The organism is Arthrobacter oryzae (assembly GCF_003634095.1).
In the GTDB taxonomy this organism is placed as follows: Bacteria; Actinomycetota; Actinomycetes; order Actinomycetales; family Micrococcaceae; genus Arthrobacter; species Arthrobacter oryzae.
In genome coordinates, this window is sequence record NZ_RBIR01000001.1 from 676,028 (window position 1) to 702,868 (window position 26,841).

At 68.5% G+C, this 26,841-nt stretch carries 27 protein-coding genes; 12 read left to right on the top strand and 15 right to left on the bottom strand.

Translation table 11 applies throughout. The annotated features are described in order from the left end of the window. The first annotated feature begins 63 nt into the window (after positions 1-63). Positions 64-561 carry a pyridoxamine 5'-phosphate oxidase family protein gene (locus tag C8D78_RS03195; protein WP_120950398.1) on the top strand — a complete coding sequence of 166 codons (498 nt, stop codon included), beginning with the start codon at positions 64-66 and terminating at the stop codon, positions 559-561. A 91-nt stretch (positions 562-652) separates the two neighbouring features. Here the strand turns inward: C8D78_RS03195 and C8D78_RS03200 are convergent, their stop codons facing one another. From C8D78_RS03200 to C8D78_RS03210, 3 genes are read right to left on the bottom strand one after another with little or no spacing between them, the layout of a single operon-like run. Then, positions 653-1,504 carry a transglutaminase family protein gene (locus C8D78_RS03200; RefSeq protein WP_120950399.1) on the bottom strand — a complete coding sequence of 284 codons (852 nt, stop codon included), beginning with the start codon at positions 1,502-1,504 and terminating at the stop codon, positions 653-655. Continuing rightward, positions 1,501-2,427, bottom strand: coding sequence for an alpha-E domain-containing protein (locus C8D78_RS03205; RefSeq protein ID WP_120950400.1), 927 nt, complete (start codon positions 2,425-2,427; stop codon positions 1,501-1,503). Before C8D78_RS03205 ends, C8D78_RS03200 begins: the two co-directional genes overlap by 4 nt. Next, positions 2,420-4,015: a circularly permuted type 2 ATP-grasp protein gene (locus C8D78_RS03210; RefSeq protein WP_120950401.1), complete on the bottom strand. Its 1,596-nt coding sequence runs from the start codon at positions 4,013-4,015 to the stop codon at positions 2,420-2,422. Before C8D78_RS03210 ends, C8D78_RS03205 begins: the two co-directional genes overlap by 8 nt. Positions 4,016-4,205: 190 nt before the next feature. On the opposite strand from C8D78_RS03210, the gene C8D78_RS03215 reads away from it, so the two are divergent. Next, positions 4,206-5,216 (top strand): YeiH family protein, encoded by a 1,011-nt coding sequence (locus C8D78_RS03215; RefSeq protein ID WP_120950402.1) that lies wholly within the window; start codon positions 4,206-4,208, stop codon positions 5,214-5,216. Positions 5,217-5,285: 69 nt separating this feature from the next. Continuing rightward, positions 5,286-7,922, top strand: coding sequence for an aminopeptidase N (gene pepN / locus C8D78_RS03220; RefSeq protein WP_120950683.1), 2,637 nt, complete (start codon positions 5,286-5,288; stop codon positions 7,920-7,922). Between the two features lie 26 nt (positions 7,923-7,948). On the opposite strand, the gene lplAB is transcribed toward pepN, so the two are convergent. From lplAB to C8D78_RS03245, 5 genes are all read right to left on the bottom strand, one after another. Further along, positions 7,949-9,049, bottom strand: a complete 1,101-nt coding sequence (gene lplAB / locus C8D78_RS03225; RefSeq protein WP_120950403.1) for a lipoate-protein ligase LplAB — start codon at positions 9,047-9,049, stop codon at positions 7,949-7,951. A 125-nt stretch (positions 9,050-9,174) separates the two neighbouring features. After that, positions 9,175-9,432 (bottom strand): type B 50S ribosomal protein L31, encoded by a 258-nt coding sequence (locus C8D78_RS03230; protein WP_018772953.1) that lies wholly within the window; start codon positions 9,430-9,432, stop codon positions 9,175-9,177. 238 nt (positions 9,433-9,670) lie between these two features. Beyond that, positions 9,671-10,480 carry a TrmH family RNA methyltransferase gene (locus tag C8D78_RS03235; protein WP_120950404.1) on the bottom strand — a complete coding sequence of 270 codons (810 nt, stop codon included), beginning with the start codon at positions 10,478-10,480 and terminating at the stop codon, positions 9,671-9,673. 13 nt (positions 10,481-10,493) lie between these two features. Beyond that, on the bottom strand, positions 10,494-11,279 hold the full coding sequence (locus C8D78_RS03240; protein WP_120950405.1) for a sulfite exporter TauE/SafE family protein: 786 nt from the start codon (positions 11,277-11,279) through the stop codon (positions 10,494-10,496). Positions 11,280-11,297: 18 nt separating this feature from the next. Then, a complete protein-coding gene (locus C8D78_RS03245; protein WP_120950406.1) occupies positions 11,298-12,083 on the bottom strand; it encodes an ABC transporter ATP-binding protein in 786 nt (261 codons plus the stop codon). A 132-nt stretch (positions 12,084-12,215) separates the two neighbouring features. Here C8D78_RS03245 and serB point away from each other — a divergent pair, with 132 nt between their 5' ends. Continuing rightward, on the top strand, positions 12,216-13,154 hold the full coding sequence (gene serB, locus C8D78_RS03250) for a phosphoserine phosphatase SerB (RefSeq protein WP_120950407.1): 939 nt from the start codon (positions 12,216-12,218) through the stop codon (positions 13,152-13,154). A gap of 123 nt (positions 13,155-13,277) precedes the next feature. On the opposite strand, the gene C8D78_RS03255 is transcribed toward serB, so the two are convergent. From C8D78_RS03255 to fabG, 3 genes are all read right to left on the bottom strand, one after another. Then, positions 13,278-14,054, bottom strand: a complete 777-nt coding sequence (locus C8D78_RS03255) for an SDR family oxidoreductase (protein WP_120950408.1) — start codon at positions 14,052-14,054, stop codon at positions 13,278-13,280. A gap of 212 nt (positions 14,055-14,266) precedes the next feature. Further along, positions 14,267-14,686 carry an Hsp20/alpha crystallin family protein gene (locus C8D78_RS03260; RefSeq protein WP_120950409.1) on the bottom strand — a complete coding sequence of 140 codons (420 nt, stop codon included), beginning with the start codon at positions 14,684-14,686 and terminating at the stop codon, positions 14,267-14,269. A 241-nt stretch (positions 14,687-14,927) separates the two neighbouring features. Next, positions 14,928-15,653 carry a 3-oxoacyl-ACP reductase FabG gene (gene fabG, locus C8D78_RS03265; RefSeq protein WP_120950410.1) on the bottom strand — a complete coding sequence of 242 codons (726 nt, stop codon included), beginning with the start codon at positions 15,651-15,653 and terminating at the stop codon, positions 14,928-14,930. Positions 15,654-15,802: 149 nt separating this feature from the next. Between fabG and C8D78_RS03270 the strand changes: the two genes are divergently transcribed. From C8D78_RS03270 to C8D78_RS03285, 4 genes are read left to right on the top strand one after another with little or no spacing between them, the layout of a single operon-like run. Continuing rightward, positions 15,803-16,255: a DUF3099 domain-containing protein gene (locus tag C8D78_RS03270; RefSeq protein WP_120950411.1), complete on the top strand. Its 453-nt coding sequence runs from the start codon at positions 15,803-15,805 to the stop codon at positions 16,253-16,255. Next, positions 16,252-16,518 carry a hypothetical protein gene (locus C8D78_RS03275; protein WP_120950412.1) on the top strand — a complete coding sequence of 89 codons (267 nt, stop codon included), beginning with the start codon at positions 16,252-16,254 and terminating at the stop codon, positions 16,516-16,518. The genes C8D78_RS03270 and C8D78_RS03275 overlap by 4 nt, the downstream gene beginning before the upstream one ends. After that, positions 16,519-17,397: an SURF1 family cytochrome oxidase biogenesis protein gene (locus C8D78_RS03280; protein ID WP_120950413.1), complete on the top strand. Its 879-nt coding sequence runs from the start codon at positions 16,519-16,521 to the stop codon at positions 17,395-17,397. It begins immediately after the preceding gene. Positions 17,398-17,400: 3 nt separating this feature from the next. Beyond that, entirely contained in the window at positions 17,401-17,880 is a 480-nt protein-coding gene (locus C8D78_RS03285; RefSeq protein WP_120950414.1) for a YbaK/EbsC family protein, read from the top strand. A gap of 83 nt (positions 17,881-17,963) precedes the next feature. Here C8D78_RS03285 and C8D78_RS03290 read toward each other — a convergent pair whose 3' ends face one another. Beyond that, positions 17,964-19,562: an ABC-F family ATP-binding cassette domain-containing protein gene (locus C8D78_RS03290; protein ID WP_120950415.1), complete on the bottom strand. Its 1,599-nt coding sequence runs from the start codon at positions 19,560-19,562 to the stop codon at positions 17,964-17,966. Positions 19,563-19,853: 291 nt separating this feature from the next. On the opposite strand from C8D78_RS03290, the gene C8D78_RS03295 reads away from it, so the two are divergent. The 3 genes from C8D78_RS03295 to C8D78_RS03305 are packed head-to-tail and all read left to right on the top strand — an operon-like array spanning position 19,854 to position 21,945. Further along, a complete protein-coding gene (locus tag C8D78_RS03295; RefSeq protein ID WP_120950416.1) occupies positions 19,854-20,528 on the top strand; it encodes a biotin transporter BioY in 675 nt (224 codons plus the stop codon). After that, entirely contained in the window at positions 20,525-21,316 is a 792-nt protein-coding gene (locus C8D78_RS03300) for an energy-coupling factor ABC transporter ATP-binding protein (RefSeq protein WP_120950417.1), read from the top strand. Before C8D78_RS03295 ends, C8D78_RS03300 begins: the two co-directional genes overlap by 4 nt. Further along, positions 21,313-21,945, top strand: coding sequence for an energy-coupling factor transporter transmembrane component T family protein (locus C8D78_RS03305; RefSeq protein ID WP_120950418.1), 633 nt, complete (start codon positions 21,313-21,315; stop codon positions 21,943-21,945). Before C8D78_RS03300 ends, C8D78_RS03305 begins: the two co-directional genes overlap by 4 nt. A gap of 449 nt (positions 21,946-22,394) precedes the next feature. On the opposite strand, the gene C8D78_RS03310 is transcribed toward C8D78_RS03305, so the two are convergent. Beyond that, positions 22,395-23,714: a thiolase family protein gene (locus C8D78_RS03310; RefSeq protein WP_120950419.1), complete on the bottom strand. Its 1,320-nt coding sequence runs from the start codon at positions 23,712-23,714 to the stop codon at positions 22,395-22,397. Further along, positions 23,680-25,104 (bottom strand): AMP-binding protein, encoded by a 1,425-nt coding sequence (locus tag C8D78_RS03315; protein WP_120950684.1) that lies wholly within the window; start codon positions 25,102-25,104, stop codon positions 23,680-23,682. Before C8D78_RS03315 ends, C8D78_RS03310 begins: the two co-directional genes overlap by 35 nt. A gap of 58 nt (positions 25,105-25,162) precedes the next feature. Between C8D78_RS03315 and ypfJ the strand changes: the two genes are divergently transcribed. Then, entirely contained in the window at positions 25,163-26,050 is an 888-nt protein-coding gene (gene ypfJ, locus C8D78_RS03320; protein ID WP_120950420.1) for a KPN_02809 family neutral zinc metallopeptidase, read from the top strand. A gap of 7 nt (positions 26,051-26,057) precedes the next feature. Here the strand turns inward: ypfJ and C8D78_RS03325 are convergent, their stop codons facing one another. After that, the gene (locus C8D78_RS03325) at positions 26,058-26,705 is read right to left on the bottom strand and encodes a hypothetical protein (RefSeq protein ID WP_120950421.1); all 648 of its coding nucleotides are present in this window, start codon (positions 26,703-26,705) and stop codon (positions 26,058-26,060) included. Positions 26,706-26,841 lie beyond the last annotated feature (136 nt).

Consider the following 26,841-nt stretch of genomic DNA (forward strand, 5'->3'; position numbering starts at 1 on the left):
TGTCGGGCGGCTGGGACCTTTTGCCCTAGCATCCGGAAAGGCCCCCGGCGTAGGCTCGCCCGCATGAGTACTGACGCGAACCCGGGCGGCAACCAGCCGAAGGACCAGACCCACGCTGTGGAAAATCTCGAACCTCACGAATGCTGGCGGCTGCTGCGCAGCGTCACGGTGGGCAGGCTGGCGGTCTGGGTGGACGACCATCCGGACATCTTCCCCATCAACTACAAGGTGGATCACGGGACCCTCGTGTTCCGGACCGCGGAGGGCACCAAACTGCAGGCGGCCACCGGAGATACCCCCGTTGCTGTGGAAGCCGACGGCGTGGACCCGGACACCGGAATCGCCTGGAGCGTCGTGATCAAGGGCCAGGCCGCACCGGTGAAGAACCCGGAGGAAATCATGGACACCGTCGGCCTGCTGCTGTTCCCCTGGCAGGCCGGGAAGAAGGAACACTTTGTCCGGATCACGCCGGACACCGTCACCGGCCGCCGCTTCAAGGTGGTGCCCCCGATGACGTGGTGGACGCCGCTGGACGACGCCACCCGGTCCGGTCTCGAATAACCCCAAATAAACCAAATGCGCTATCAGATAGGGCTGCCCTGAGGCGTCAGGGCAGCCCTATCTGATAGCGCAACGTAGAAGATGAGGGCAGCTAGGCGAGGCGGGTGATCTCCACGCTCACGCTCAGCGCCGATCCCCCGCCGCCGGACAGGATGCCCTTCAGCGGCGGCACGTCCCGGTAGTCCCGGCCCCGCGCCACGGTGACGTGGAAGTCCCCCGCCGGCTTGTGGTTGGTCGGGTCCCAGCTACGCCATTCGCCGTCCCACCATTCGAGCCACGCATGGGACTGGCCGGCAACCGCCTCACCCAGATCCGCCGTCGAGCGGGGGTGAAGGTAGCCGGACACGTACCGGGCGGGGATCCCGCAACTGCGCAGGGCGCCGATGGCCAGGTGGGCCAGGTCCTGGCAGACGCCCTGGCGCTGGTTCCAGGCCTGCTCGGCGTTCGTGGTGACGCCGGTGGAACCCTTCATGTACGTCATTTCCCCGCGCATCCAGGCAAACACCGCCATGGCGGCCTCGTGCGGGGACTTTCCCTCGACGACGCCCGGAATGATGCTGAGCACCTCGGAGCCGGGACCGGTCAGCTGGGACTGCGGAATCCAGTCGCTGAACTGGTTGAGCCTCTCCGGGGCGGCCAGGGCGTCCCAGCCGACGATGTCGGCCTCGGCTGCCATCTTCTCCACCCGGTGCACCTCAACGGTGGTGGTGGACAGCACCTCAAGGTGATCGTGCGGCATCTGCATGTCGAAGGCCGTCACGCGCGTTCCCCAGTAGTCGCGGTAGCTGCTCAGGGCCGCCTGGGAGGGCGAAACCTTCATGGAGGACTCCAGCACCACCTGCTGCGGGTCCGTCAATGGGGTCATCCTGGCCTCGTTGTAGGACAGGGTGACACGCTTGTTGTACTTGTAGGCCGTCGTGTGGACGATCTTCAGCCGGGTCATGAAACTTCTCCCACCCAGGCCAGTTCGTCTGCCTGATTGAAGTACTTACGGGAAATGGCGTCCGAGGCCTGCGAAACGGCTTTTTGCACACGTTCCATGTGTTCCGGGAGCTCCGACATGAGGTCATCGGTGCGGTGGAACTCCAGGAACGTGCGGGCCTGGCCGACAATCCGGCGGGCGTCGTTGATGAATCCGACGCGCTGGGCGGACGGATCAAGCTTCGCCAGGCATTCGTCGGCGTCGCGCAGGGCGTACACGATGGAGCGCGGGAACAGCCGGTCCAGGAGCAGGAATTCTGCCGCGTGCTGGTCGCCGAAGGCCGCCCGGCGGGTCCGCAGGAAGGATTCGTACGCTCCCGCGCAGCGGAGCATGTTGACCCAGGACATGCCGGCCGAGAGGACGTCGCGCGTGGAGAGCATGCGGGCGGTCATGTCGGCGCGCTCCAGCGAGCGGCCCAGGACCAGGAACAGCCAGCTCTCGTCGTGGCTGACGGTGGTGTCGGCAAGGCCGCTGACCATCGCCGTGCGCTCCAGGACCCAGTTGCAGAACCGGTAGGTGCCCACAACGTCCTTGCGGTGCTGATTCAGCCCGTAGTAGGTCGTGTTGAGGCTTTCCCAGAGCCCGGAGGAGACGGTCTCGCGGGCTCGCCGGGCGTTTTCCCGGGCCGCACCGAGCGAGCCGGCAATCGACGTCGCACTCTGCTTGTCGTAGGCGAGGGCGTTGAGCAGTTCCGGCAGGCCGAAGTCGTCGTTCTGCGCCCGGGCACCCATGACGGCGAGCAGTTCCTGCGCAACGCTGCGCTGCTCCGCCATGGGCAGGTGATTGAGCCGCTCGAGGTGGACGTCGAGGATCCGCGCCGTGCCGTCGGCCCGTTCCACGTAGCGGCCGATCCAAAACAGTGACTCGGCAATACGGCTAAGCATTCGCGGGTACCTCCTGCGCGTCAGAAATCTGCTGCTGCTGCTGCTCTTTCTGGCTGTCACGCCAGTTGCTCTCCACGGGCCAGACCGAGACCCGCTCGCGTACCGCGATGGCGGGACGCGGGATAACCTCGACCGGCATCTGCGGCGAATCGGCCAGCACCCACGTGTCCTTGGAGCCGCCGCCCTGGCTGGAATTGACGATCAGTGAACCCTCCTTGAGGGCCACCCGGGTGAGGCCGCCGGGGAGTACCCAGACGTCCTCACCATCGTTGACTGCGAAAGGGCGCAGGTCCACGTGCCGGGGGCCGAACTTGTCACCGCTGAGCGTGGGGACGGTGGACAGCTGCAGCACCGGCTGCGCGATCCACCCGCGGGGGTCGGCGATGATCCGCTTGCGCAGGGCATCGAGTTCGTCCTTGGACGCGTCCGGGCCGATCACGAGGCCCTTGCCGCCGGAGCCGTCGACGGGTTTGACCACGAGCTCGTCAAGCCGGTCCAGGACGTGTTCCCGGGCTTCCTTCTCCTCCAGCCGGAACGTGTCCACGTTGGCGATCAGCGGCTCCTCGCTGAGGTAGTAGCGGATCAGGTCCGGGACGTAGCTGTAGACGAGCTTGTCGTCGGCGACGCCGTTGCCGACCGCGTTGGCGATGGTGACACCCCCCGCGCGGGCCGCGTTGACCAGGCCCGGGCACCCGAGCATGGAATCGGCGCGGAACTGCAACGGGTCCAGGAACTCGTCGTCGATGCGCTTGTAGATGACATCTACGCGCTGCTCGCCCGCCGTCGTTCGCATGTAGACGCGGTTGCCGCGGCAGATGAGGTCACGGCCCTCGACCAGTTCGACGCCCATGAGGCCGGCGAGCAGGGTGTGCTCGAAGTAGGCGCTGTTGAAGACGCCGGGGGTCAGGACCACCACCGTGGGATCGTCGACGCCGGACGGCGCGGTCTTGCGCAGCGCGGACAGGAGCCGGCGCGGGTACTCCTCGACCGGGCGGATGAGCTGCTGGCCGAAGGCCTCGGGCAGGCCTTTGGCCATGGCCCGGCGGTTCTCCAGGACGTAGCTGACGCCGGAGGGCACGCGCACGTTGTCCTCGAGGACCCGGAAGGTGCCCTCGGCGTCGCGGACGACGTCGATCCCGGAAATGTGCACCCGGACGCCGCCGGCGGGCTCAAAGCCGTGCACCTGACGGTGGAAGTGGGCACTCGTGGTGACCAGCTGGCGCGGGATGACGCCGTCGGACACCACGGTCATCTTGTCGTAGACGTCGTTGAGGAAGGCCTCAAGAGCCCGGACGCGCTGTGCCACGCCGCGTTCCAGGACGCTCCACTCCTCGGCGGGGATCACGCGCGGGACGATATCCAGGGGGAAGGGACGTTCCTCGCCCGCGAAGTCGAACGTGACACCGCGGTCCAGGAAGGTACGCGCCATCGAATCGGCGCGGGCGCTGACATCGGCCAGCGACAGTTCCCGCAGGGCCACGGCCACCTGCCCGTACGATTCCCGGGCCTGCTGGCCGGGGGCAAACATCTCGTCATAGGCGCCGGAGCGGCCGGCAGCCTCGGAGTAATCCTGGAATAGGTCAGACATGGTGACAAGCCAATCACATTTTTTGCTGCGAAATCATTTCGGCGGTCTCCGGCCCGGCGCACCGTGCGGTCGGCACGGTGCACTCCCGCCGGCCGGGCGTTCGTCCAAACCCCGTCCAGGCACGCCTGCCGGCACGCCCGCCGGGCGGCCACAGTTACTGTTTACCCGCCGCGTACGGCAATGTAGGGGCGTGCTTCCCACCAGATCCGCGGCCGCCGCCGCGCCAGGCCTGCTCGCCGCCGCAGCGGCCGTTGCCGTCGCCGTCGCCGTCCATCTGCTGCTCCCCGCGGTGCCCGCAATGACCCTTGCCGTGGTGCTCGGCCTCATGGCGGCGAACCTTCCTGGCGTGGCAGCCTGGACCGCCGGGCCGGCTCGTCCCGGGCTCGACTTCGCCGGGAAGCATCTGATGCGGGCAGGAATCGTGGTGCTGGGCCTGAAGGTCAGCCTCGGCGATGTGCTCGGGCTGGGCTGGGCTGCGCTGCTGCTGGTCGCGGCCGTCGTGGCGGCTGCGTTTGCGGGCACCTACGGGATCAGCCGGCTTTTCCGGCTTCCGCCCCGCGTTTCGCTGCTCGTGGCCACCGGATTCGCGATCTGCGGGGCGTCCGCGATCGGGGCAATGGCGGCCGTTCGCCGGATCCGGCAGGAGGAAACGGTCCTGCCGGTCGCGCTCGTGACTCTGTGCGGAACGCTGGCGATCGGGGTGCTGCCGCTGCTGGCGCGGCCGCTGGGGCTCGATGCGGAGATCTTCGGGGCATGGACCGGCGCCTCGGTGCACGACGTCGGGCAGGTGGTCGCCACTGCCCAGACCGCGGGCGCCACCGCCTTGGCGGTCGCCGTCGTCGTCAAACTGTCCCGGGTGATCCTGCTGGCACCGGTGGTCGCCATCGCAGGGATCCACCACCGCCTGGGCGCGGAAGCCGACGGCGCCACCCGGCCGCCGGTGATCCCGCTGTTTGTGATCGGATTCGTGGCGTTGGCCGGCCTTCGGACCGCCGGCTGGCTGTCCCCCGCCGTCCTGGATGCCGCCGCTGCCCTCCAGGACGCCCTGCTGGGCATGGCGTTGTTCGGGCTGGGCTCGGCCGTCCGTGTGCGCCAGCTCCTGCACACCGGCGGCCGGGCGCTGCTGGCCGCGCTCGCGTCGTGGCTCTTGATCGCCCTGCTGGGCCTGGGCGCCGCCTTCCTGATGTTCCCGGCTACCTGACGTCCGTACCTTCCAGAGGTCCCCCGGCGGCGTGATCCGGCACACAGGCTGCCGTGATTAGATAGCTTGGTGTCGAACCAGAATCTAAGCCGCGACGAGGCCGCGGACCGCGCCGCCCTCATCACCACGCACAGCTACGACGTCTCCCTTGATGTCCGGCAGGCCGCTGACCCCAGCGTCGCCGGCTACCAGAGCCGCAGCGTCATCACGTTCTCGGCCAGCGAGCCTGGCGCGTCCACCTTCGTGGACTTCATCGCGGGCAGCGTGCACAGCGTCTTCCTCAACGGCAAGGGCCTGCCCGTCGCCGACGTCGTGGACGGTTCCCGGATCCGGTTGGAGAACCTGCAGGCCGAAAACCAGGTCACCATCACCGGGACCGCCCTGTACAGCACCTCCGGTGAGGGCATGCACCGCTTCGTTGATCCCGCCGACGGGCAGTGCTACCTCTATACCCAGTACGAACCCGCGGACGCCCGCCGGGTGTTCGCGAACTTCGAGCAGCCCGACCTGAAGGCCGAGTTCACGTTCCACGTCATGGCACCCTCGCACTGGCAGGTGTCCTCCAATGGCGCCGAGGTCCTGCGCACCGAGCTGACGAGCGACCCGGCCACGAGCCGCTGGGACTTCGCCCCCACCAAGGCGATGTCCACCTACATCACCACCGTCCTCGCCGGACCGTACTTCAAGGCGGAGGACGCCTGGAGCGGCACGCTGGCCGACGGCACGGTCCTCCAGGTCCCGCTGGCACTCTACTGCCGTGCCTCCATGGCCGCTTCCTTCGACGCCGGGGAGCTCTTCAGCCTCACCAAGAACGGGCTGTCCTTCTTCAACGAACTCTTCGACTTCCCCTATCCGTGGGGCAAATACGAACAGGCATTCGTGCCCGAGTACAACCTGGGCGCGATGGAAAACCCGGGACTCGTGACCTTCACCGAAAGCTACGTCTTCACTTCCCGGGCCGCAGACTCGCAGTACCAGGCCCGCGCCAACACCCTCCTGCACGAGATGGCGCACATGTGGTTCGGCGACCTCGTCACCATGAAGTGGTGGGACGACTTGTGGCTCAAGGAATCCTTCGCCGACTACATGGGCACCTTGGGTGTGGACCGCACCACGGACTGGGACACGGCCTGGGTAAATTTTGCTAACAACCGCAAAGCCTGGGCCTACGTCCAGGACCAACTCCCCACCACGCACCCGATCGTCGCCGACATCCCGGATCTGGAGGCCGCGAAGCAGAACTTCGACGGCATCACCTACGCCAAGGGCGCCTCGGTGCTCAAGCAGCTTGTGGCTTACGTCGGGTTCGAGGCGTTCATTGCCGGGTCCCGACGGTACTTCCGCGATCATGCCTACGGCAACACCACCCTCGCCGAGCTGCTGGCGGCGCTGAGCGATGCGTCCGGGCGCGACCTCGCCGAGTGGGCGCGCCAATGGCTCCAGACCTCCGGCATCTCGACCCTTTCGTGCGAGATCAGCCAGTCCGACGCAATCACCCGGGACGGGGATCCGCTCAGTGCCGTAGCCGTACTGCAGGACGCCGTGGATCCGGCCACCGGCCGGCAGGAGCCGCGGCCGCACCGCCTGCGGATCGGCCTGTACAACGTTGACGGCGCCGGCGCCCTGGTCCGCACGGACAGCGTCGAAACAGACCTCAGGGGTGCCCGGACCGAGGTGACCGCCCTGGCCGGCAAACCTAGGCCGGCATTGCTGCTGGTCAACGACGACGACCTCAGCTACGCCAAGGTCCGGCTGGACCCGCATTCCGAAGCCACCGTGCGCGAGTCCTTGGACAAGCTGCGCGACCCCATGGCGCGGGCGCTGTGCTGGACGGCGCTCTGGGACTCTGCCCGCGATGCGGTTACGCCGGCTTCGCTCTATGTCGACGCCGTCCAGCGGTTCGGGCCGGCCGAACCGGGAATCGGCGTCCTGCTCAACGTGCTGGGCAACGCCTCGACGGCGGTGGAACGGTATGTCGCCCCGGGACAGCGGGACGCGGTGCGCCGGGGCTTCCTCACCGCCGCGGCCGAACAGCTGCAGGCGGCAGCGCCGGGATCCGACCAGCAACTGGCCTGGGCCCGGACGTTGGCTTCCACCAGCCGCTACGACGCCGGCCGCCTCGACCTGGTCCGCGGCATCCTGGACGGCAGCACGGTGATCGAGGGCCTCGCGGTGGACGCAGAGCTGCGCTGGAACTTCTGGCATGCCCTCGCGGCACACGATCAGGCCTCACCGGACCAGCTGGACCAGGAACTGGCCCGCGACAACACTGCGGCGGGCAAGTCCGGGCACGCCACGGCCCTCGCTGCCCGGCCGCAGGCGTCCGTCAAGGCGGCAGCTTGGGAGGCCGCCGTCCACGGCACGGGGCTGTCCAACCAGCTCCTGAGCGCCACCATCGCAGGGTTCAACACCGGCGCGGCGCCGCTGCTAGCCGAATTCATCGAACCGTACTACGAGTGCCTCGAGCAGGTCTGGGCGGACCGGAGCATTGAGATCGCCGGCCGGATTGTCCGCGGCTTCTATCCCGCGGGACAGGACCTCGACGGCCAGGGCGGAACGCCCGGGACCCACCCCGTGCTGGTCCGCACCGACACCTGGCTTTCGACCCATCCGGATGCCCCGCGGGCCCTGCGGCGCATCGTCATCGAACAGCGCAGCCATCTGGACCGGTCGCTCGCGGCGCAGACGCTCTCGGCGGGCTTTTAAGGAACGGGCTTTTATGGAACGGGCTTCTATGGAACGCGGTGCAGCCACTCCGCTGTGCCGAACTTGGTCCGCACGCGATGGCTGGCGGCCTCCAGCTCGGCGTCGGTGACTTCGGACGGCGTCGCGCTATAGCGTTCGGTAAAGACGTCCATCATGGCCGCGACGATCTCGGCGCGGGCCATGCCGGTCTGACGCCGGAGCGGATCCACCCGCTTCTTGGCGCTCCTGGTGCCCTTGTCCGACAGTTTCTCCTGGCCGATCCTCAGCACCTCGACCATCTTGTCGGCGTCGATGTCGTAACTCATGGTGACGTGGTGCAGCATCCCGCCGTTCGCGAGCCGCTTCTGGGCCGCGCCGCCGATCTTGCCGTGCTCGGTCGCGATGTCGTTGAGCGGCACGTAGAAGGCGCTGATGCCGACCTTTTCCAGGGCCGCCATCACCCAGGCGTCCAGGAAACTGTACGAGTCCGCGAAGCTGATGCCGTCCACGAGGGTCTGCGGGAGGTAAAGCGAGTAGGTGATGCAGTTGCCGGCCTCCATGAACATCGCTCCCCCGCCGCTGATCCGGCGGACCACGCTGATGCCGTGCCGGGCCACGCCCGCGGGGTGGAGTTCATTGCGCACCGACTGGAAGCTTCCGATCACCACGGACGGCTCTTCCCAGTCCCAGAACCGCAGCGTGGGGTTGCGCCGGCCGGCGCCCACTTCCTCCGTGAGGACCTCGTCCAGGGCGACGTTGACGTGGGTGGGCAACACGGACGGGCCGATGATGTTCCAGTGGTGGTCCGCCCAGCCGGTCGCCTTCGCCAGGGCACGGCGCACGGTGACCGCGACGGCGTCGGTCGAAAAACCGAACAGCACGGCCCCTTCGGGCAGGGCGGCGCTCACGGCAGCCGCGATATCGGCGGCGCTCGAATCCGTGGGCAGTCCGGTGAGCGCCCGGTTGATCTCCGGCAGTGCCTCATCCGGTTCCAGGAAGAAATCGCCGCTCAGCGAGACGTGGGCCAGCACGCCGTCCACGACGTCGAAATCGGCGACCACCAGCTTGCCGCCGGGGACCTTGTACTCGCCGTGGTGACGGCCGCCGTCGTCGTTGCCGGAACCGGGGGCCAGAGGAAGGGATGTCATGACATCCATCCTGCCGCATGCGTCCGGGAACCCGCGAGACCGCGACGCCGGGAATGCGGCAGGTACGCAAGAAGGCCCGCACCGTTGCCGGTGCGGGCCTTCCATAAGACCTTGGGGAAAGAAGGTTACTTCTTGCCGCCGAAGCCCTTGAAGCGAGCGTTGAAGCGCTCGACGCGGCCTGCGGAGTCCATGATGCGCTGCTTACCCGTGTAGAACGGGTGGGACTCGGAGGAGATTTCGACGTCGATGACCGGGTAGGTGTTGCCGTCTTCCCACTCGATGGTCTTCGAAGAAGACACGGTGGACTTGGTCAGGAACTTGACGCCGGAAGCCAGGTCGTTGAAAACAACAGCTTCGTACTTCGGGTGGGTATTAGACTTCATAATTGGACCTTTGTTCGCACAACTGGATTTTGCCAGCTGCCAGGTATGAATGGGATAGCCGGCGGAATGTACCGGACGGCCAGCTATCAATCATAGCCGATGGCGCGCGGGCTGACGAACACCGTCGGCGCACGTCAGCCCGGCCCGGCAGGGGCTCGTTTCAAGGGTTCGCCGCAGTGATTCGCTGCAATGGTTCGCCGCAATGGTTCGACTCAGCCGTTCGACTCAGCTGATCGACTCAGTCCCGCGGGCGGAGCTCCCAGAACGCCACCGCCGACGCCGCAGCGACGTTGAGCGAATCCACCCCGGCGCGCATCGGGATCTTCACGGCGAGGTCGACGGCGGCCAGGGTACCTTCGCTCATGCCTGCGCCTTCGGTCCCCAGCACCAGGGCCAGCCGTTCCGGCCGGCGGGCGGCGAGCTCGTCGAGGTCGACGGCGTCATCCGTAAGTTCCATGGCCGCCACTGTGAAGCCCTGTTCCTGGAGCGCGGCGAGGCCTTCGGTCCAGTCCTCCAGCCGGGCCCACGGAACCTGGAACACTGTGCCCATGCTGACCCGTACGCTACGCCGGTACAGCGGATCCCCGCAGCGCGGTGAGACCAGCACAGCGTCCACGCCCAGGGCCGCCGCGGAGCGGAAGATGGCCCCCACGTTCGTGTGGTCCACGATGTCCTCCAGCACCGCGACGCGGCGGGCCCCCGCCAGGAGGTCCGCCAGCGGCACCGGCGCGGGCCGGTGCATGGCCGCCATGGCGCCCCGGTGGAGGTGGAAGCCGGTGATTTCCTCCAGCAGGGCGGCGGAGCCGATATAGGCCGGCACGTCCGGGTACTGCTCAAAGACATCCGCCAGGTCCTCGGCCCACTTCTCGGCCAGGAAGAAGGACCGCGGCCGGTGCCCCGCCGCCAGCGCCCGGCGCAGCACGCGGGAGGACTCGGCGATGTAGAGGCCTTCGGCGGGTTCCCGCACCTTGCGCAGGTGCACGTCCGTGAGCTTCGTGTAGTCGGACACCCGAGGGTCGTCTGCAGATTCGAGGTGGTAAAAGGTCACGGGCGGGTCATTTCTATTTGAACAGATTGGCAATCATGAAACCCAGTGCAACCAGGCCCAGGACGAAGATAACCCCGCGCAGGACCACCGGGGAGAGCCTGCGTCCCACTTTGGAGCCGATCACGCCGCCGATCAGGGAGCTCACGGCGATCAGTCCGACCACAGGCCAGTCGATCCGGTCGAAGGCGAAAAGAAGGTAGGAGCACGCTGCGACGACGTTCACGCCCAGGACCAGGATGTTCTTCATCGCGTTGGCGTTCTGGATGGTCCCGGTCATGAACACGCCCAGGATCCCGACCAGCAGGATGCCCTGGGCCGCGACGAAATAACCGCCGTAGACCCCGGCAAGGTACACCAGCCCCACGAGCAGGACACCGTGGCGGCGGTCCCGGATGGCGTGTTCCGGGTTTTCCTCCCGGTCTTTCACCCACCGCTGGAGCCGGGGCTGGAACGCCACCATCAGCAGGGCCAGCACAATCAGGACGGGGGCGGCGTAGTAGAAGACTTTTTCGGGCAGGTGCAGCAGCAGGTAGGCGCCGGTAACGGCGCCCAGCAGCGAGGCCGGGAGGAGCCGGAGAAGCTGCCGGCCGCGCCCTGTCAGTTCCCTCCGGTAGCCCCAGGCGCCGGCGGCGTTTCCGGCCACGAGCCCCATGGCGTTGCTGATCGAGGCGGTGACGGGAGGGTAGCCGAGGGCGATCAGCACCGGGAAGGTGACCAGGGTGCCGGAACCGACGACGCTGTTGATGGTGCCCGCCCACAGCCCGGCGAAGAAAATGAAGACGCTATTGAGGAGCTCCACGCGCGGTCAGCGGCCCCGTCAGCGGCTGGCGGTGGCGGTGTACCGGCCGGCGTTGACGGTGATGTCCAGCGGCAGGCCGAACGTTGCACTCAGGTTTTCGGCCGTGAGGACCTCCGCAAGCGGCCCCGAGGCCACCACACCGCCGTCGCGCAGGAGCATGGCATGCGTAAAGCCCGGGGGCACTTCTTCGAGGTGATGCGTGACCAGGACGATCGCGGGTGCGGCCTCGTCGCGGGCGAGTTCGCTCAGGCGTTCAACCAGGTCCTCCCGGCCGCCGAGGTCAAGGCCCGCCGCGGGCTCGTCGAGGAGCAGGAGTTCAGGATCGGTCATGAGGGCGCGGGCGATCTGGACGCGCTTGCGCTCGCCCTCCGAGAGCGAGGCGAAGGCGCGGTTGAGCAACGGTCCCATCCCCCACTCGTTCAGCAGCCCAAAGGCGCGGCGCTCGTCGTCGCGCTCGTAGCCTTCGCGCCAGCGTCCGGTCACGCCGTATGCGGCGGTGACCACCACGTTAAGGACCTTTTCCTGCTCGGGGATCTGGCTCGCCAGCGCGGCGGAGGACAGCCCGATCCGGGGCCGGAGTTCGAAGACGTCGACGGCGCCGAGGACTTCCTCGAGGATTCCGGCCTTGCCCGACGTGGGGTGGATCCGGGCGCCGGCCAGCTGCAGCAGAGTGGTCTTGCCGGCGCCGTTGGGACCCAGGATCACCCAGCGTTCGCCTTCCTTGACCTGCCAGTCCACCTTGTCCAGGAGCGTCTTCGCCCCACGTACAACGCTGACGCCGGCCATTTCAAGAACTTCACTCATAGGAGTAGACACTAGGACAAAACAGCGGATGACTGATAACCGGCGCCGTGGCATGCCGCGGCGCGTCACCGGGCCGTCGCCGGCGCGCAACGAATTCGGGCCGTCAACCGCCTGCTCGCTAGGATTGAGGCCATGACTTTGAACGTGACCGCAGTCAGCTACGGCCTGAAACTGTCCCTGCCCGACATCCAGCGGCTGCGATCGCTCCTGGCGGCCGCGGGGCTGAGCGTCGGCGAGGAAACCCGCGGCGGCGACGGCCGGTTCGAGGTGTACGCGGCGGACTGCGTGCTGCCCTCCCCTGCGCCGGGGGCCGGAGCGGCCGCTGACGCCGCGTCCCGGACGAACACCGCGGCCCTGCTGGCCGGCCCGCGCCGGGCGCTGGCGGAGTCCGGGATCGACGGCGTGGACACGGCACTCGTTCCGGCCGCACTGCGCGGCGCGGCGCGGAAGTTCCTGATTATGGATGTGGACTCCACGTTGATCCAGCAGGAAGTGATTGAGCTCCTGGCCGCCTATGCGGGCAAGCGCGAGGAAGTGACGGCGGTGACCGAGGCCGCCATGCGCGGCGAGCTGGACTTTGCCCAGAGCCTGCATGCCCGGGTGGCGGTGCTGGCGGGGCTGCCATCCGACGTCGTGGAGAAGGTCCGCGCCGAGGTCAGGCTCACCGACGGCGCCGCCGAGCTCGTGGCGGCGTTCCAGGCCGCCGGCCATGCCGTGGCCGTGGTGTCCGGCGGCTTCAACCAGATCCTCGAGCCGATCGCCGAGGACCTCGGGCTGCGGTACTGGACCGCCAACGAACTCGAAATCGTTGACGGCGCACTGACGGGCAAGGTGATCGGCGACGTCGTCGACCGTGCCGCCAAGGAGAAGTACCTGCGCGAATGGGCCGCCGCCGAGGGCATTCCCATGGAGCACACGATTGCCGTGGGCGACGGCGCCAACGACCTCGACATGCTTGGCGCCGCCGGAATAGGGGTGGCCTTCAACGCGAAGCCGGCCGTCCGCGCGGTCGCGGACGCCGCCGTCAACCTGCCGTACCTCGATGCGGTGCGGTACATCGCCGGGGTTTAATGCGTTAGCCGTCGCATTGGTCGTTGTTTTGGTGCTGTTGCTTTAACGGCAGGTGGCACGTCACGGCGATTTTCCTGGGAACATTGCCGTGACGTGCCACTGCCGGACAGCCGGCCGGGGCTCCTAGCTGGAACTCTTCTCCGCTGCCTGGGCTGCGGTCTTATCGAAGTAGTCGGCGCCGCCGACGTATTCGGTGTGCCCGGTCTCGACGTCGGCCGTGGCCATCTTGGCGACCTCGGCGGCAAACTCCTTGACCGAGTAGAGCTTGCCGGCCTCGGCACGGCGGGCCTCGATGGCGCCGGGGTTGGAACGGTCAAGCAAGGTCGCCGTGACGGTGCCCTCGATCATGTCGCCGGAAACGACGACGAGCGAGATGCCCTTGTTTGCCAGGTCCGGGACCAGGCCCCGCAGGGCGTCCTCGCCGGCGCGCTTGCTGCGGGCGACGGGCTCGTACTCGGGCATGGTGGTCACCGTGTTGATGAAGTGTGCCTGGTGGCTGGTGACGAAGACCACGCGGGAACCTTCGGGCATGAGGGGCACAGCGGCGTTGAGCATGTTCACCTGCGCGTCCCGGTTCAGCTTCAGCGCGTAGCCCTCTTCCATGCCGGTCTCCATGCCGCCGGAGGCGTTCAGGACCAGGAGGTCGAGCGAGCCGAAGTTCTCCATGGCGGCACTGGCCAGCGCCTGGACGCCTTCCTGGGTGGTCAGGTCCGCCCCGATCGCCACAGCGCGGCCGCCGGCGGCCTCGATCTCCGCGACGACCTTGTTGGCACGCGGCGCTTTCTGGCGGTAGTTCACCACCACGGCCGCCCCTTCGGCGGCGAGGAACTTGGCGACTTCCGCGCCGATTCCGCGCGACGAACCGGTCACGATCGCAGTCTTGTTCTCCAGCAGTCCCATACAAGCTCCTTTGTTCCAAACGTCCAAACACTGAGGGTCTGCAATCCATCATGCCAGCGAATTGCAGCTTTCCAGTTGTTCAGCGTCCACAAAGAAGCCCCGGCGGCGTAGTTCCCGGGGCATGGCGGACCGGCTGCACCGAACGCCCCGCCGCCCGGCCGACAGCGGAGGAGGTTCTGGGATCAGCGAGTGCCGCCTCGACCAGCGCCGTATCAGCTGCGGTCGATGGGGATCTTCCTGGTGGTTTCAACGGGCGCCACCTGGGGTGCAGGCGCGCGGACCTCCAGGACGCCGTCCTTGTACGTGGCGGTGACGTCTTCTTCCTTCGACCCGGCAGGCAGCGCGATGCTTCGTGAGGCCGAGCCGTAGCGGAATTCCGAGCGGTAGCCGGTCTTGCTCTTTTGCTCGGACTTTTCCTCCCGCTCCACCGAGATGTTCAGCATGCCCTCGCTAACCGAGACGTCGACGTCTTTGTCGGGATCGATCCCGGGCACCTCCGCCCGAACCACCAGGGTGTTGCCCTCCTGGAACTGCTCGATCTTGATGCTGGGCGCCAGCGTCAGATCGCCTTCAAGGAAGCGGCGTACCGGTTCCAGCATGTCCGAGGGCGTCCATTTGCTCAGATCACTCATGATGTTCCTCCTGCGTCCACGCCCCTGCCGCGGCAGGTCAGGGGCTGTGAAGCCATTACACGCTCCCGGGGCGGCACTGCCAAGGGCAAAAGGGCCCGGCGTCAAGGAATCAGTCGGCCGTCCCTTGATGGAGATGGAGACGACGACGGCAGGCGACGGCGGTATCCACCGTCGCCTGCCTGTCCCCGCCACACCAGGCACCGCCTGTGCGCGCGGGACGGCCGTGGGTCGTCGGTGGTGCCTAGTGGCCCATGCCGAGGCCGCCGTCGACCGGAATCACCGCACCGGAGATGTAGGAGGCCTCGTCGCTGGCGATCCAGCGCACGACGTTGGCGACCTCGGACGCCTCGGCGAACCGCCCGGCGGGGACCTTGGTCAGGTAGTCCTTCTGAGTGGCCTCGGGCAGCTCGGCCGTCATGTCCGTGTTGATGAAGCCGGGCGCCACCACGTTCGCGGTGATGCCGCGGCCGCCGAGCTCACGGGTGAGTGACCGGGCGATGCCCACGAGGCCGGCTTTCGAGGCGGAGTAGTTGATCTGGCCCGGAGCGCCGTACAAGCCGGACACCGAGGAAATCAACACCACGCGGCCCTTGCGGGCCCGGATCATGCCCTTGGACGCGCGCTTGATGACGCGGAAGGCGCCCGTAAGGTTCGTGTCGATCACGGACGTGAAGTCGTCTTCGCTCATGCGCATCAGGAGAGTGTCCTTGGTGATGCCGGCGTTGGCGACCAGTACTTCCACGGGACCGTGGGCGGCTTCGACCTCGGCGAACGCAGCGTCGACCGATGCTTCGTCCGTGACGTCCGCCTTGACCCCCAGGATGCCCTCCGGCAGCACCGACTCGCTGCGGAACGTGACCGCCACCTTGTCGCCGTTGGCCAGGAACGACTCGGCGATGGCCAGGCCAATCCCGCGGTTTCCGCCGGTGATCAGGACGCTGCGGCCGGTGGTGGGTGTCTCAGACATGTGGGGCTCCGGATTCTGCGGCGGGGACGGCCGCGCTGGGGGCTGGATTTTTCCTGCCTCCGATCTTAGCGTCCGGTTGGCACGCGTTTGGGCGGCTCCGCCGATGGTGAGAGAATCGGAGTAAGCCTTGGGAGCGTGATCTGACAGCCGTGACACTCAAAAACCGACCCGGTGTTCCTGTGCCCGGGAGGCCGGACGCCGAGTCCGGCGACACCGAGGTGCACAGCATCACGGACGCCGCTGCCGCGCACTCGGACGAGATGCGCCAGCGGATGATCAAGTACGCCATCGCCATGGGCATCCGCATGGTCTGCCTGATCCTCATTTTTGTCGTGGATGGCTGGTTCAAGCTCATCCCGGTTCTCGGCGCCGTATTCCTGCCATGGGTGGCCGTGGTGATCGCCAACGGCAGCGACAAAGCCGAAATTCACAGTGACTCCCTCCTGGACTATGCGCCGCGGGTAGAGCTGGACGCCCCGGCGACGGCGGAGACGGCCGGGACGGCCGCCAAGGACGACGACGACGCCTCGGCGACTCTGCTGCAGGGCGAGCTGATCGATGATGAGAACGACAACGACACGCACGGACGGGCAGCTCCATGAATCTCTTTGACCTGGCCGGGAACGGCGGCGGCGCCGCCGCGGCCCCCGGAACCGTCTGCTCCCGGAAGGCCTGCCGCGCCGCGGCGGAATGGCAGCTCCTGTGGAACAACCCCAAGATCCACACCCCGGAACGGCGCAAGATCTGGCTGGCATGCGGCGAGCACCGCGCCTGGCTTGAGGACTACCTCCAGACCCGCGGACTGTGGAAAGAAACGGCCGCCCTCGGCACCGTGCCCCTCGACCCGTCAGGCAGGATCGGCTGAATGTACCGCTTTCTCTTCTCCAGTAAGTGGCTGGGGTACTTGTTGCTGGCCGCAATCTTCGCCGCAGGCTGCGTGGGCCTGGGCCGGTGGCAGATGGACCGGCGCGCCGAAACCCTGGCCGAAATCAACCGGGTGGTCTCGAACTATTCAGCCACTCCCGTGCCCTTCGCCACTATCCGGGACCAGTTCAGCCGGCTCGATCCGGCCCGCGAGTGGACCCAGGTGGAACTGAAGGGACGCTACGACGTCGCCGGCCAGCGCGTGGTCCGCAACCGTCCGCTCAACGGCCAGCCCGGCTACGAGGTGGTGGTTCCGTTCAAGCTCGATTCCGGCGAAACCGTGGTGATCGACCGCGGCTGGCTGCCGATCGGCAACAACACCCCGGGCCACCCTGATTCCGTGCCGGCACCGCCGCAGGGACCAACGACCGTCGTCGCCCGGCTCAAGGCGGGCGAGCCCGCGCTTCAGCGCGGCGCCCCCGACGGCCAGCTGGCCTCGATCGACCTCGCCTCCTATTCCACCCAGCTCGGCTATCCGCTCCTGACAGGCGCATACGGCCAGCTTGCCTCCGAGTCGCCGTCCGTGCAGGCCATGCCTTTCCCGTTCCCCAAGCCGTCCACGGATGAGGGCACCCACCTCTCCTACTCACTGCAGTGGTTCGCCTTCGGCGTGCTGATGTTCGTCGGATTCGGCTACGCGGCCCGGCAGCAGGCCCGCAATGCCGCGATTGACGCGGAGGACGCCGAGGCCGAGGCCGCCGAGGGTGTGTTCCTGCATTCGAGCGGGCCCGCGGTGCGACGCCGCCAGGCCCCCCGCAAGCGCAAGAACGCCACGGCGGAGGAAGAGGAAGACGCCATTCTGGATGCCCAGGGATTCTGACCCGTGAATCCTGAGAGCCTTCCCGCGCCCGTGGCCAATGTGAAGCGGGCGCTCGTTGCGTTGGGCGCCCGGGACACTGTGACGGTGTTCGATTCGAAGGTCCCGACGGCGGCGGCCGCGGCTGCCGCGCTGGGCTGCGACGTGGCGGCCATCACCAACAGCCTCGTGTTCGACGTCGAGGGCGCGCCGCTGCTGATCCTGGCCAGCGGCTCGGCCAAAGTGGACGTCCACAAGGTTGCCGAGCAGCTGGGGACCGGCAAGATCCGCCGGGCCACCCCCGAGTTCGTCTTGGAGCACACGGGCCAGGAAGTCGGCGGTGTCGCCCCGGTCGGCCATCCGGAGAAGATCCGGACCCTGCTCGACGAGTCCCTGTCAGTCCACCGTGTCCTGTGGGCAGGGGCGGGCGACCACAACTCGATGTTCTCCATCAGCTACGAAGACCTGCACCGGATCACGGGCGCGGAAGAGATGCCGGTCCGTTAGCTCCCCCACTGGCCAGATGACCGCTAGCGGAGCGACGCGGCAAATCGAGCGCGGTGCGAAGCGTAAGGCGAGCCTGGGCCGCCTTACGCCAGCGTGATCAGGTCCAGGTAGTCTTCGTTCCAGTGGTCCTCGATGCCGTCGGGAAGCAGGACGACGCGTTCCGGGTTGAGCGCCTCGACGGCACCCTCATCGTGGCTCACGAGCACGACGGCGCCGGTGTAGTTGCTCAGGGCGCCGAGGATTTCGGCGCGGCTGGCGGGGTCCAGGTTGTTGGTGGGCTCGTCGAGGAGCAGCACGTTCGCGCTCGAGGCCACAATGGTGGCCAGCGCCAGCCGGGTCTTCTCGCCGCCGGAGAGCACACCGGCGGGCTTGTCGACGTCGTCGCCGGAGAACAGGAACGAACCCAGGATGTTGCGCACCTCCGCGTCGTTCATGTCCGGGGCGGACGAGCGCATGTTCTGCAGCACGGAGCGGTCCACGTCGAGCGTCTCGTGCTCCTGGGCGTAGTAGCCCACCTTCAGGCCGTGGCCGGCGACGACCTCACCGGTGTCCGGTTTGTCCACGCCGGCGAGCATGCGCAGCAGGGTGGTTTTGCCGGCGCCGTTCAGGCCCAGGATGACCACCTTGGATCCGCGGTCGATCGCGAGGTCGACGTCGGTGAAGATCTCCAGCGAGCCGTAGGACTTGCTGAGCCCGTCCGCGGTCAGCGGGGTCTTGCCGCACGGGGACGGATCCGGGAAGCGCAGGGCCGCCACCTTGTCCTGCGCGCGGACGGCTTCGAGTCCGCCCAGCAGGCGTTCGGCCCGCTTGGCCATGTTCTGCGCGGCGACGGCCTTGGTGGCCTTGGCGCGCATCTTGTTGGCCTGGTCGATCAGGACCTGGGCCTTCTTCTCCGCGTTGGCCCGCTCCCGCTTGCGGGCGCGCTCGTCGGTTTCGCGCTGGGTGAGGTAGCGCTTCCAGTCCATGTTGTAGAAGTCGATCCGGGCGCGGTTGGGATCCAGGAGGAAGACCTTGTTCACGGTGGCCTCGAGCAGCTCGGTGTCGTGGCTGATGACGATCAGGCCGCCCTGGTGGTTCTTCAGGAACTCCCGGAGCCAGGAGATGGAATCGGCGTCAAGGTGGTTGGTGGGCTCATCGAGAAGCATGGTCTCGGCGTCCGAGTACAGAATGCGGGCCAGCTCCACACGGCGTCGCTGTCCACCGGAAAGGGTCTTGAGCGGCTGGTTCAGCAGGCGGTCCGGCAGGGCGAGGTTGGAGCAGATCGCCGCGGCCTCGGCCTCGGCAGCGTAGCCGCCGGCGGCCAGGAATTCCGATTCCAGCCGGTCATAGCGGTTCATCGCCTTCTGCTGGACCGCGGCGTCCTCGCTCGCCATCTCTTCGTGGGCCAGACGGAGTTTGCCGACGGCAATGTCCAGGCCGCGCACGGACAGGATCCGGTCCCGTGCGAGCTGTTCCATGTCCGGGGTGCGCGGATCCTGCGGCAGGTAGCCGATCTCCCCGGTGCGCGTCACCTTGCCCGCGGCGGGCAGGCCTTCACCTGCGAGTACGCGGGTCAGCGTGGTCTTGCCTGCACCGTTACGGCCGACCAGGCCGATCTTGTCTCCCTTGTCGATCCGGAAGCTCACCTGGTCCATGAGGAGGCGGGCGCCGGCGCGCAGTTCGAGATCCTGGACGGTAATCAATGCAGGTAAGGCCTTTCACAACAGGGAACGCCGCGGCACAACGGGTGGAGTCTGGGCGGGGCCGGGGCAGGGCGGTGCGAGAGCACGGCCTCTACAAGTCTACCGGCACCACCTCCGCCCCATGACATGGGCCGGACCGCCGTCGGCGCGGGCGCCTCGCCCCGCCAATTGGCGGCGCCCTCCAGCATCCGGGACGTCGGTTAGTAGGGCACCTACAAAAACCCCGGTGCGCCCCGCCCGTACAGTCGGAATCACCAGACCGCTTTCCACGCAGCACTCGACAGGAACACCATGACGCAGACCGACCCCACCGTTACAGCCCTGAGCCCGCGCCGGAGCCGCTGGAATGCCACCGACCTTGGCCTGATCGCCGTGTTTGCCGCCCTGGTGGCCGGTTCCGCGCTGATTGCCGCCATTCCGGTCGGCGGTCTCGGCGTTCCCATCACGCTCCAGACCCTCGCCGTCATCCTCACGGGGCTGTCTCTGGGCCCGGGGCGGGCCTTTGCGGCGGTCGGCCTTTACCTGCTCCTGGGCCTCGCCGGCCTCCCCATCTTCAGCGGCGGACGCAGCGGGCTGGGCGTTCTCGCCGGGCCCTCCGCCGGTTACATCATCGGGTTCCTGTTGGCCGCCACTGCGGTGGGCGGGCTCGCCGCCGTCGTGCTTCAGCGCACCGCCCACCGCACCGGCCGGCTGCGCGCTGTCCTTCTGTTCGCCGCCGCCATGGTGAGCAGCATCATCTTCATCCACGGCCTCGGCATCCTCGGCATGATGGTCAACGCCAAGCTGGACTTCCCCAAGGCCTTCCTGGCCGACCTCGCGTTCTACCCCGGTGACATCGTCAAGAATGTCCTGGCCGTCAGCTTCGCCCTGGCCCTGCACAAGGCCTTCCCGGATCTCCCGCTCCGCCGCGTCCGATCGGCTGACGACCGATCGGCTGATGTCCGGAAGGCTGATGTCCGGCCGTGAGCCGCATCCTTCTGGACCGGGTGACGGTACGGGTCTCGGTCGACGGCCGCCCCGCACCCAAGACGCTCCTCCAGCAGCTCTCGCTGGACCTCACGGAACGGCGGATCGGGGTCATCGGCGCCAACGGCTCCGGCAAATCCACCCTCCTGCGGCTCCTCAACGGGCTCGTGGCTCCGAGCGAGGGCACGGTCCGGGTGGACGGGGCCGACACCGTCCGCGCAGTCCGGGAAGTCCGCCGCCGCGTGGGCTTCGTCTTCACGGACCCGCTCTCCCAGCTGGTCATGCCCACCGGACGCGAGGACGTGGATCTGTCCCTGCGGCGCTCCATCCGCAACGCTGCGGAACGCCGGGCCCTCGCCGAATCCGCCCTGGAACGGTTCGGTCTGCTGCCCCTGGCGGACCAGAGCATCTACGAACTCTCCGGCGGCGAACGCCAGCTCCTGGCGCTGGCTGCAGTCCTGGCCGTGGACCCGGAGGTGCTGGTCCTGGACGAGCCGTCCACGCTCCTGGACCTCCGCAACCGTGAACTCCTTCGGCGCACGCTCGCCGGGCTCCGCCAGCAGGTCATCCTGTCCACCCACGACCTCGAACTCGCCCAGGACATGGACCGCGTCCTGGTGGTCGACGCCGGGAGGATCGCGTTCGACGGAGGGCCGGCCGCCGCCGTCGCGCACTACCGTGCCTTGAGCGCTGAGGGCCTGCCAGCCGGGGGTACCGGCTCGGCGGGTGCCGTGGTTGCCGACGGTGCCGGTGTCTCGCCAGGGCGGCCCCGCCCGGGGCAGCCGTGAGCGGGCACGGCTTCCTCCTGGCCGCCTATGTGCCGGGCACTTCCTTGATCCATCGGTCGCCGCTTTGGCTGAAGTTCCTGCTGGTGGTCGGCTGCGGAATGGCCTCGTTTCTGATCGCCGACTGGGCGGTGGCGGCCGCCGCGCTGGCCGTGTTGTGCGGGGTATTTCTGCTCAGCGGAGCGGGGGCGGCCCGGCTGTTCCGGGCGGTGCGCCCGGTCCTGCCGGTCCTGTTGGCGATCGGCCTCTTCCAGTGGTGGCAGTTGGGGGCGCCCACCGCCGCGCGGATCGTGCTGAACGTGCTGATTTGCGTTGTGGCGGCCTCGATCCTGACCGCCACCACCCCGGTGCAGGAACTGCTGGACGGCGTGGCCTCCCTGGCCCGGCCGTTCCGGCGTCTGGGTGCGGACCCGGAGCGCTTCGCACTGACCATTGCCATCATGCTCCGCAGCATCCCGTTCGTTGCGGAGGCCTTTTCAAATGTGCGCGATTCCGCCCGCGCCCGTGGGCTCGAACGCAATCCGCGGGCCCTTGTGCTGCCCGTGATCATCACCACGGTGGCCTTCGCCCGGCAGACCGGCGAGGCCCTCGCAGCCCGCGGACTGGGTGAGCCCGGGGACGCGGACGACTAATCCACGCCTGACGCCCACTCGTGCAGTCCTCCGAGTGCCGCAGGGCCGCCTGCCCAGTGGACATGCCCCCTGCGCAGGAAATGCGCTCCCCGAGCGTGCGACATGCCCTCCCCTGGCCGCATCAGCTGGACAGATTGCCGCAATGTCCCGTGCCCGAGCCCAGCACTGGACATGTCCCCTCCGGATGGCCCGCTAAGCCGCCGCACGAGGGCCCGGCCAGTGGACATGCCCTCCCCTCGCCGCAGCGGCTGGACAGATTGCCGCAATGTCCCGTGCCCGAGCCCAGCACTGGACATGTCCGGTGGCGGGGGTGCGGGGCAGCGCATGTCCCGTGCCGGCCAAGGGGCATGCCCTTTAGTGCAGGCATCCGTAGGACATATGCCCACTATGTCCACCGGCCGCCGCGAAAAATGGGCATGTCCCCTGGGGGAGGCGGGCTGGGTGGTCTGCTAGGCGAGGCCGCGGTACCCGAATAGCGCCGCCGTGCCCATGCCGCCTGCGATGCTGATCATCGCCAGGGCAAGCTGGCCCTGCTCCCGGGAGCTGCGCGCCTGGGCCAGCAGACGGGTCACCAGGACCGCGCCCGAGGCCCCGTAGGCGTGCCCGAGCGCTAGGGCCCCGCCGTCGAGGTTGGCACGTTCCGGATCGATCCCCAGCTGGTCGAAACAGGCGAGTGTCTGCGACGCGAAGGCCTCATTGAATTCCACCAGGCCCACGTCCGCCGCCGTCAAGCCGTGCGCGGCCAGGAGCCGTTGGGCCGACGCGGCCGCGCCGATGCCCAGGAGCTGCGGCGACACCCCGGCCGTGTCGGTTCCCAAGACCAGCAGCCCGTCCGCGGCGCCCAGATGCCGCGCCCGCTGCACGGACGTGATGACGACGGCGGCCGCGCCGTCCGCGTCGGAGCATGAGTTTCCGGCCGTAACGGTGCCGCCGCGGGCGAATACCGGCGGGAACCGGGCCATCAGGGCCGGTCCAAGGCTGGACCTGGGGCCGTCGTCGGCGCCGACGGATGCTCCGGGCCCTGCGGCGAGCGGGACGAGCTCGGCGTCGAACCTTCCGGCAGCCGCGGCGGCCAGGGCCCGGCGGTGGCTGCGGAGCGCGAATGTGTCCTGTTGTTCCCGGCTGACGCCGTAGTGCGCGGCGACATTCTCGGCAGCCACTCCCATGTCCGGATCGCCGAGGCTGAGCGGGGCGAACTGGGCCCGGCTGTAGTAGTCCGGGGTGCCGTCAGCGTTGCGGTGCGCCCGGAGCGGGGCGGTGCTGATGCTCTCCACGCCGCCGGCCAGGTAAAGAGGGTTGCCACCCGCCGCGACCAGCCGCGAGGCCAGGACGATAGCGTCCAGCCCCGATCCGCACTGCCGGTCCACCGTGATGCCCGGCACCGTGACGGGCAGGCCTGCCTCCAGTGCGGCGAGCCGTGCCACGTTCCCGCCGCCGCCCACGGCGTTGCCGATCACGACGTCGGCCACGGACTCCGGGCCAAGTCCCGCACCCGCGTCGGCGAGCAGGCTGCGGAGCACCGGAGCGAGGAGTTCGTGGGCCCGCAGTCCCTTGAGGGCGCCGCCGGCGCGGCAGAGCGGCGTCCGGCGGGCGGCAATGATGACGGGCTGCCTGTCCTCCGGCAGCAGTCCGGGGAACGGCCCCCGGGGAGAAGGCGGGTGCCAGGACGCCTCCGGCCATGAGACAAGCGGCGCAGGAGGCACTGCCGACGCGGGCGCGGGGTCCGCGCGCTGCTCAGCCAAGGCGCCGGATCCGGGAATCGTTCCCATTCACCCAGTCGAGCAGAAGCTGCCGGCTGATCTTGCCCCGGTCCGTGAGGGGCAGTTCCGCCAGGGCAAAGTACTCCAGGGGGCGTTTGTTGCGGGCCAGAACATCCTCGATGCCGGACTTCAGCTGGGTGGCGGTGACCGCCCCATGGGAGGGAACCACGGCCGCCACCACGCGCTGGCCGCGGAGGTCATCGGCCATGCCGGCAGCCACGGCGGCCGCGACGCCCGGGACGGAGGCCAGCGCCATTTCGACTTCGTGCGGGTAAACGTTGGTGCCGGCGGTGATGATCATGTCGGAGCGGCGGCCCAGCATGTGCAGGGTCCCGTCCGAAAGGTACCCCTGGTCTCCGACCGTGTACCAGCCGTCGAAGCACCGCAGGGCCTCGCCGTCGTCACCCCAGAGATAGCCATTGCTGACCATGCCGCTGCGGACACAGATGTTGCCGTCCCCGCCGTCCGGGAGCTCGGCGCCGCGATCGTCCAGAATGCGGATGTCGACGCCGGGGAACGGCTTCCCGATGCCTGTCCCGCCCGGCTCGGCGGCCTCGCCCGGCCGCAATCCGGCGCCCGAGACGAAGCTGAGTTCTGAGGCGCCGTAGTACTCGAAAATGGTGGCGTTGGGGGCCCACCGCCGGGCCGCCTCCAGTGTGCGGGCATCCAGCTTGGACCCGGCGCAGATGATGCTGCTGATGCCGGAGGCATCGACCCCGCCGGCCAGCCCCCGCTCGCTGAGCAGCCGGAGCGTGGTGGGGACCAGGACCAGCCGGGTGATGCCGTCGTGGCTGACTGCCGCGTGGGCGGCGCCGACGTCGAAGTGGTCCAGGGTGTGGAATTCCGCGCCGGCGTACAGGCATTCGGCGAGGGCATAGAGGTTCAGGCTGGCCGCGAGCGGCCCGGGAGCCAGGGTCTTGTCGGCCTGGGTCAGACCGAAGAATTCGATCGAGGCGTCGAACGATTCCTGCCACGACCGCCGCGAGCGGGTGAACGCCTTGGGCACCGAGGTGGTGCCCGAGGTCAGGCCGATCAGGAACGAGGCCTCGGGCGGACCGTCAACAAGATCCGTCCCCCGTGTCAGCACCGGTGTCCGCGCCGGGTCCGGCCCGGCGTGGCCGACGCCGGCGATCCGGGCGGTGAGCGCATCCTGCAGCTGGACTGGCCACGCGGGGTCCAGCACGGCGCACTGGCGCCCGCCCGCGACGGCGGCCGCGAACTCCACGGCGAAGCGGATTGAGTTGTGTTCGGACAAGACGGTGACGGCGGGCGCCGCCGGCACCAGTGCCGCAGCCTGGTCGCGGAGGCGGCCCCAGGTGAGGCGCGTTCCGGCCACGACGACGGCAGTTTCGTCGGGGCGGTCGTCGGCCCAGCGCTGGAGTCTGTCGAGAAAAGGCATCGCCCCAACTTTACCGTTGCCAGCAATGCCGGCCGCCTGTGCGCGATATTGTGACTGCATGAGCTTCAATGACAATGCCCCGCTGGATTCGTCCCAGGTCCAGGACCGCCGGGGCATGGGCCGCGGCCCGATGATCGGCGGCGGGATCGGCGGCGGCATCATCCTGCTGCTCGCCGCCCTGTTCGGAATCAACCCCAGCCTCCTCGAAGGCCTCGCCGGCGCCACCCAGGACCCCCAGTCGCAGAGCCAGGGCTCCGCCCCCGCGTGCAAGACCGGTGCCGACGCCGATGCGCGCCTCGACTGCAGGATCACCGGCACAGTCAACAGCCTGAACGCCTTCTGGCCCGCGTACCTGGTCCGGTATGACACGAAATACCCGCGGCCTAAGGCCGTGATCTTCAGCGGGGGAACCAGTACCGGCTGCGGCGCCGCGACCTCCGAGGTGGGACCGTTCTACTGCCCCGTCGACACCACCGCGTACTTCGATCCGGGCTTTTTCCAGGAACTCGTGGACCGGTTCGGCTCGTCCGGCGGACCGCTGGCACAGGAATACGTGGTGGCCCACGAATTCGGCCATCACATCCAGAACCTGCGCGGCACCCTCGACCGGGCACAGCAGGACCCCCAGGGCCCGCGGTCAGGAGGCGTCCGGGTCGAACTCCAGGCCGACTGCTATGCGGGGCTGTGGGCGCACTACGCATCGACGCAGCCGGATCCCAAGACCGGCCAGCCCTACCTGGAGCCTTTCACCGGCAAGGACGTGCAGGATGCGCTCTCGGCCGCCTCGGCGGTGGGCGATGACCGTATTCAGAAGGCCGCCACGGGCCGCGTCTCGCCTGAGTCCTGGACCCACGGGTCCAGTGCGCAGCGCCAGAAATGGTTCTACCAGGGTTACACCACCGGGGACCTAAACAAGTGCGACGCCTTTGCCGTGTCAACGCCCTGAGGCACCCCTAAGGCTTCAGGCGTGCGCCGCCCCGCGCCGCGCCGCGCCGCGCCGGAACTTCCACGTAGGTCAGGAATCCGGCGTGGCCCAGATGCCGGTGTTTCGGGTGCCATACCGGCCGGTACAGGTGCCCGAACGGGTCCATCACCCGGACGGTGTCCAGCCGCTCGTTCCCGGCCAGGAGGCGGTCGACGTCGGCCAGTGCGCTGCGCCGCGTCGAAAGCCCGTCGATGTCCAGGCCCCACAGCCCGAGGTCGGCGTCGGTCCGGCGTTCGAGCTGCAGCGTCTCGAACAGTCCCGCCACGAGGTCGGCGAGCCCGGGCGCGTCGGCGCGCTGCAGCCGGTGCCGGTCGGGGTGCACCTCACGGGCATCGGCCAGGGCCTGGCGCAGCCAGTGGAACTCCACGCGCCCCAGCGGCGGTCCGATCCGCAGGTGCCGGTTCTCGTCCAGCTCGAGCCGGTAGGTGCGGGCGTTGCGGTCAATGATGCAGGGGGCCTCGCCGACGTATTCAAGGTCGGCCAGGAGTTCTTCCCGGGACCGGTAGTAGGAGAACTCGCCACTGTCCTCGACCACGACGAAGTCCGCGCCGGTACCGCCCGACGGGGGTGTCGGGCCGGGGCCGCCGGCATCCGGCCGTGGTGGGGTGACGTCCATTCCCAAGGGTCTCCTGTCGCAGGGATCCGGTCCGCCGCCGGTGCCGCGGCGGACTCGATGTCTTTATCAGACCACCGCGACGGCAATATGGGAACACAACAACGACGCCGGCCCACCGCGGTGCGGTGGTCCGGCG

Bases quoted from the DNA above. Each gene is read 5' to 3' on its own strand.
- C8D78_RS03205 (WP_120950400.1), bottom strand. From the start codon at position 2,427: ATGCTTAGCCGTATTGCCGAGTCACTGTTTTGGATCGGCCGCTACGTG.
- C8D78_RS03200 (WP_120950399.1), bottom strand. From the start codon at position 1,504: ATGACCCGGCTGAAGATCGTCCACACGACGGCCTACAAGTACAACAAG.
- C8D78_RS03325 (WP_120950421.1), bottom strand. From the start codon at position 26,705: ATGGACGTCACCCCACCACGGCCGGATGCCGGCGGCCCCGGCCCGACA.
- C8D78_RS03315 (WP_120950684.1), bottom strand. From the start codon at position 25,104: ATGCCTTTTCTCGACAGACTCCAGCGCTGGGCCGACGACCGCCCCGAC.
- serB (WP_120950407.1), top strand. From the start codon at position 12,216: ATGACTTTGAACGTGACCGCAGTCAGCTACGGCCTGAAACTGTCCCTG.
- fabG (WP_120950410.1), bottom strand. From the start codon at position 15,653: ATGTCTGAGACACCCACCACCGGCCGCAGCGTCCTGATCACCGGCGGA.
- C8D78_RS03210 (WP_120950401.1), bottom strand. From the start codon at position 4,015: ATGTCTGACCTATTCCAGGATTACTCCGAGGCTGCCGGCCGCTCCGGC.
- C8D78_RS03260 (WP_120950409.1), bottom strand. From the start codon at position 14,686: ATGAGTGATCTGAGCAAATGGACGCCCTCGGACATGCTGGAACCGGTA.
- lplAB (WP_120950403.1), bottom strand. From the start codon at position 9,049: ATGACATCCCTTCCTCTGGCCCCCGGTTCCGGCAACGACGACGGCGGC.
- C8D78_RS03295 (WP_120950416.1), top strand. From the start codon at position 19,854: ATGACGCAGACCGACCCCACCGTTACAGCCCTGAGCCCGCGCCGGAGC.
- C8D78_RS03245 (WP_120950406.1), bottom strand. From the start codon at position 12,083: ATGAGTGAAGTTCTTGAAATGGCCGGCGTCAGCGTTGTACGTGGGGCG.
- C8D78_RS03310 (WP_120950419.1), bottom strand. From the start codon at position 23,714: ATGGGAACGATTCCCGGATCCGGCGCCTTGGCTGAGCAGCGCGCGGAC.
- C8D78_RS03255 (WP_120950408.1), bottom strand. From the start codon at position 14,054: ATGGGACTGCTGGAGAACAAGACTGCGATCGTGACCGGTTCGTCGCGC.
- C8D78_RS03195 (WP_120950398.1), top strand. From the start codon at position 64: ATGAGTACTGACGCGAACCCGGGCGGCAACCAGCCGAAGGACCAGACC.
- C8D78_RS03280 (WP_120950413.1), top strand. From the start codon at position 16,519: ATGTACCGCTTTCTCTTCTCCAGTAAGTGGCTGGGGTACTTGTTGCTG.
- ypfJ (WP_120950420.1), top strand. From the start codon at position 25,163: ATGAGCTTCAATGACAATGCCCCGCTGGATTCGTCCCAGGTCCAGGAC.
- C8D78_RS03230 (WP_018772953.1), bottom strand. From the start codon at position 9,432: ATGAAGTCTAATACCCACCCGAAGTACGAAGCTGTTGTTTTCAACGAC.
- C8D78_RS03275 (WP_120950412.1), top strand. From the start codon at position 16,252: ATGAATCTCTTTGACCTGGCCGGGAACGGCGGCGGCGCCGCCGCGGCC.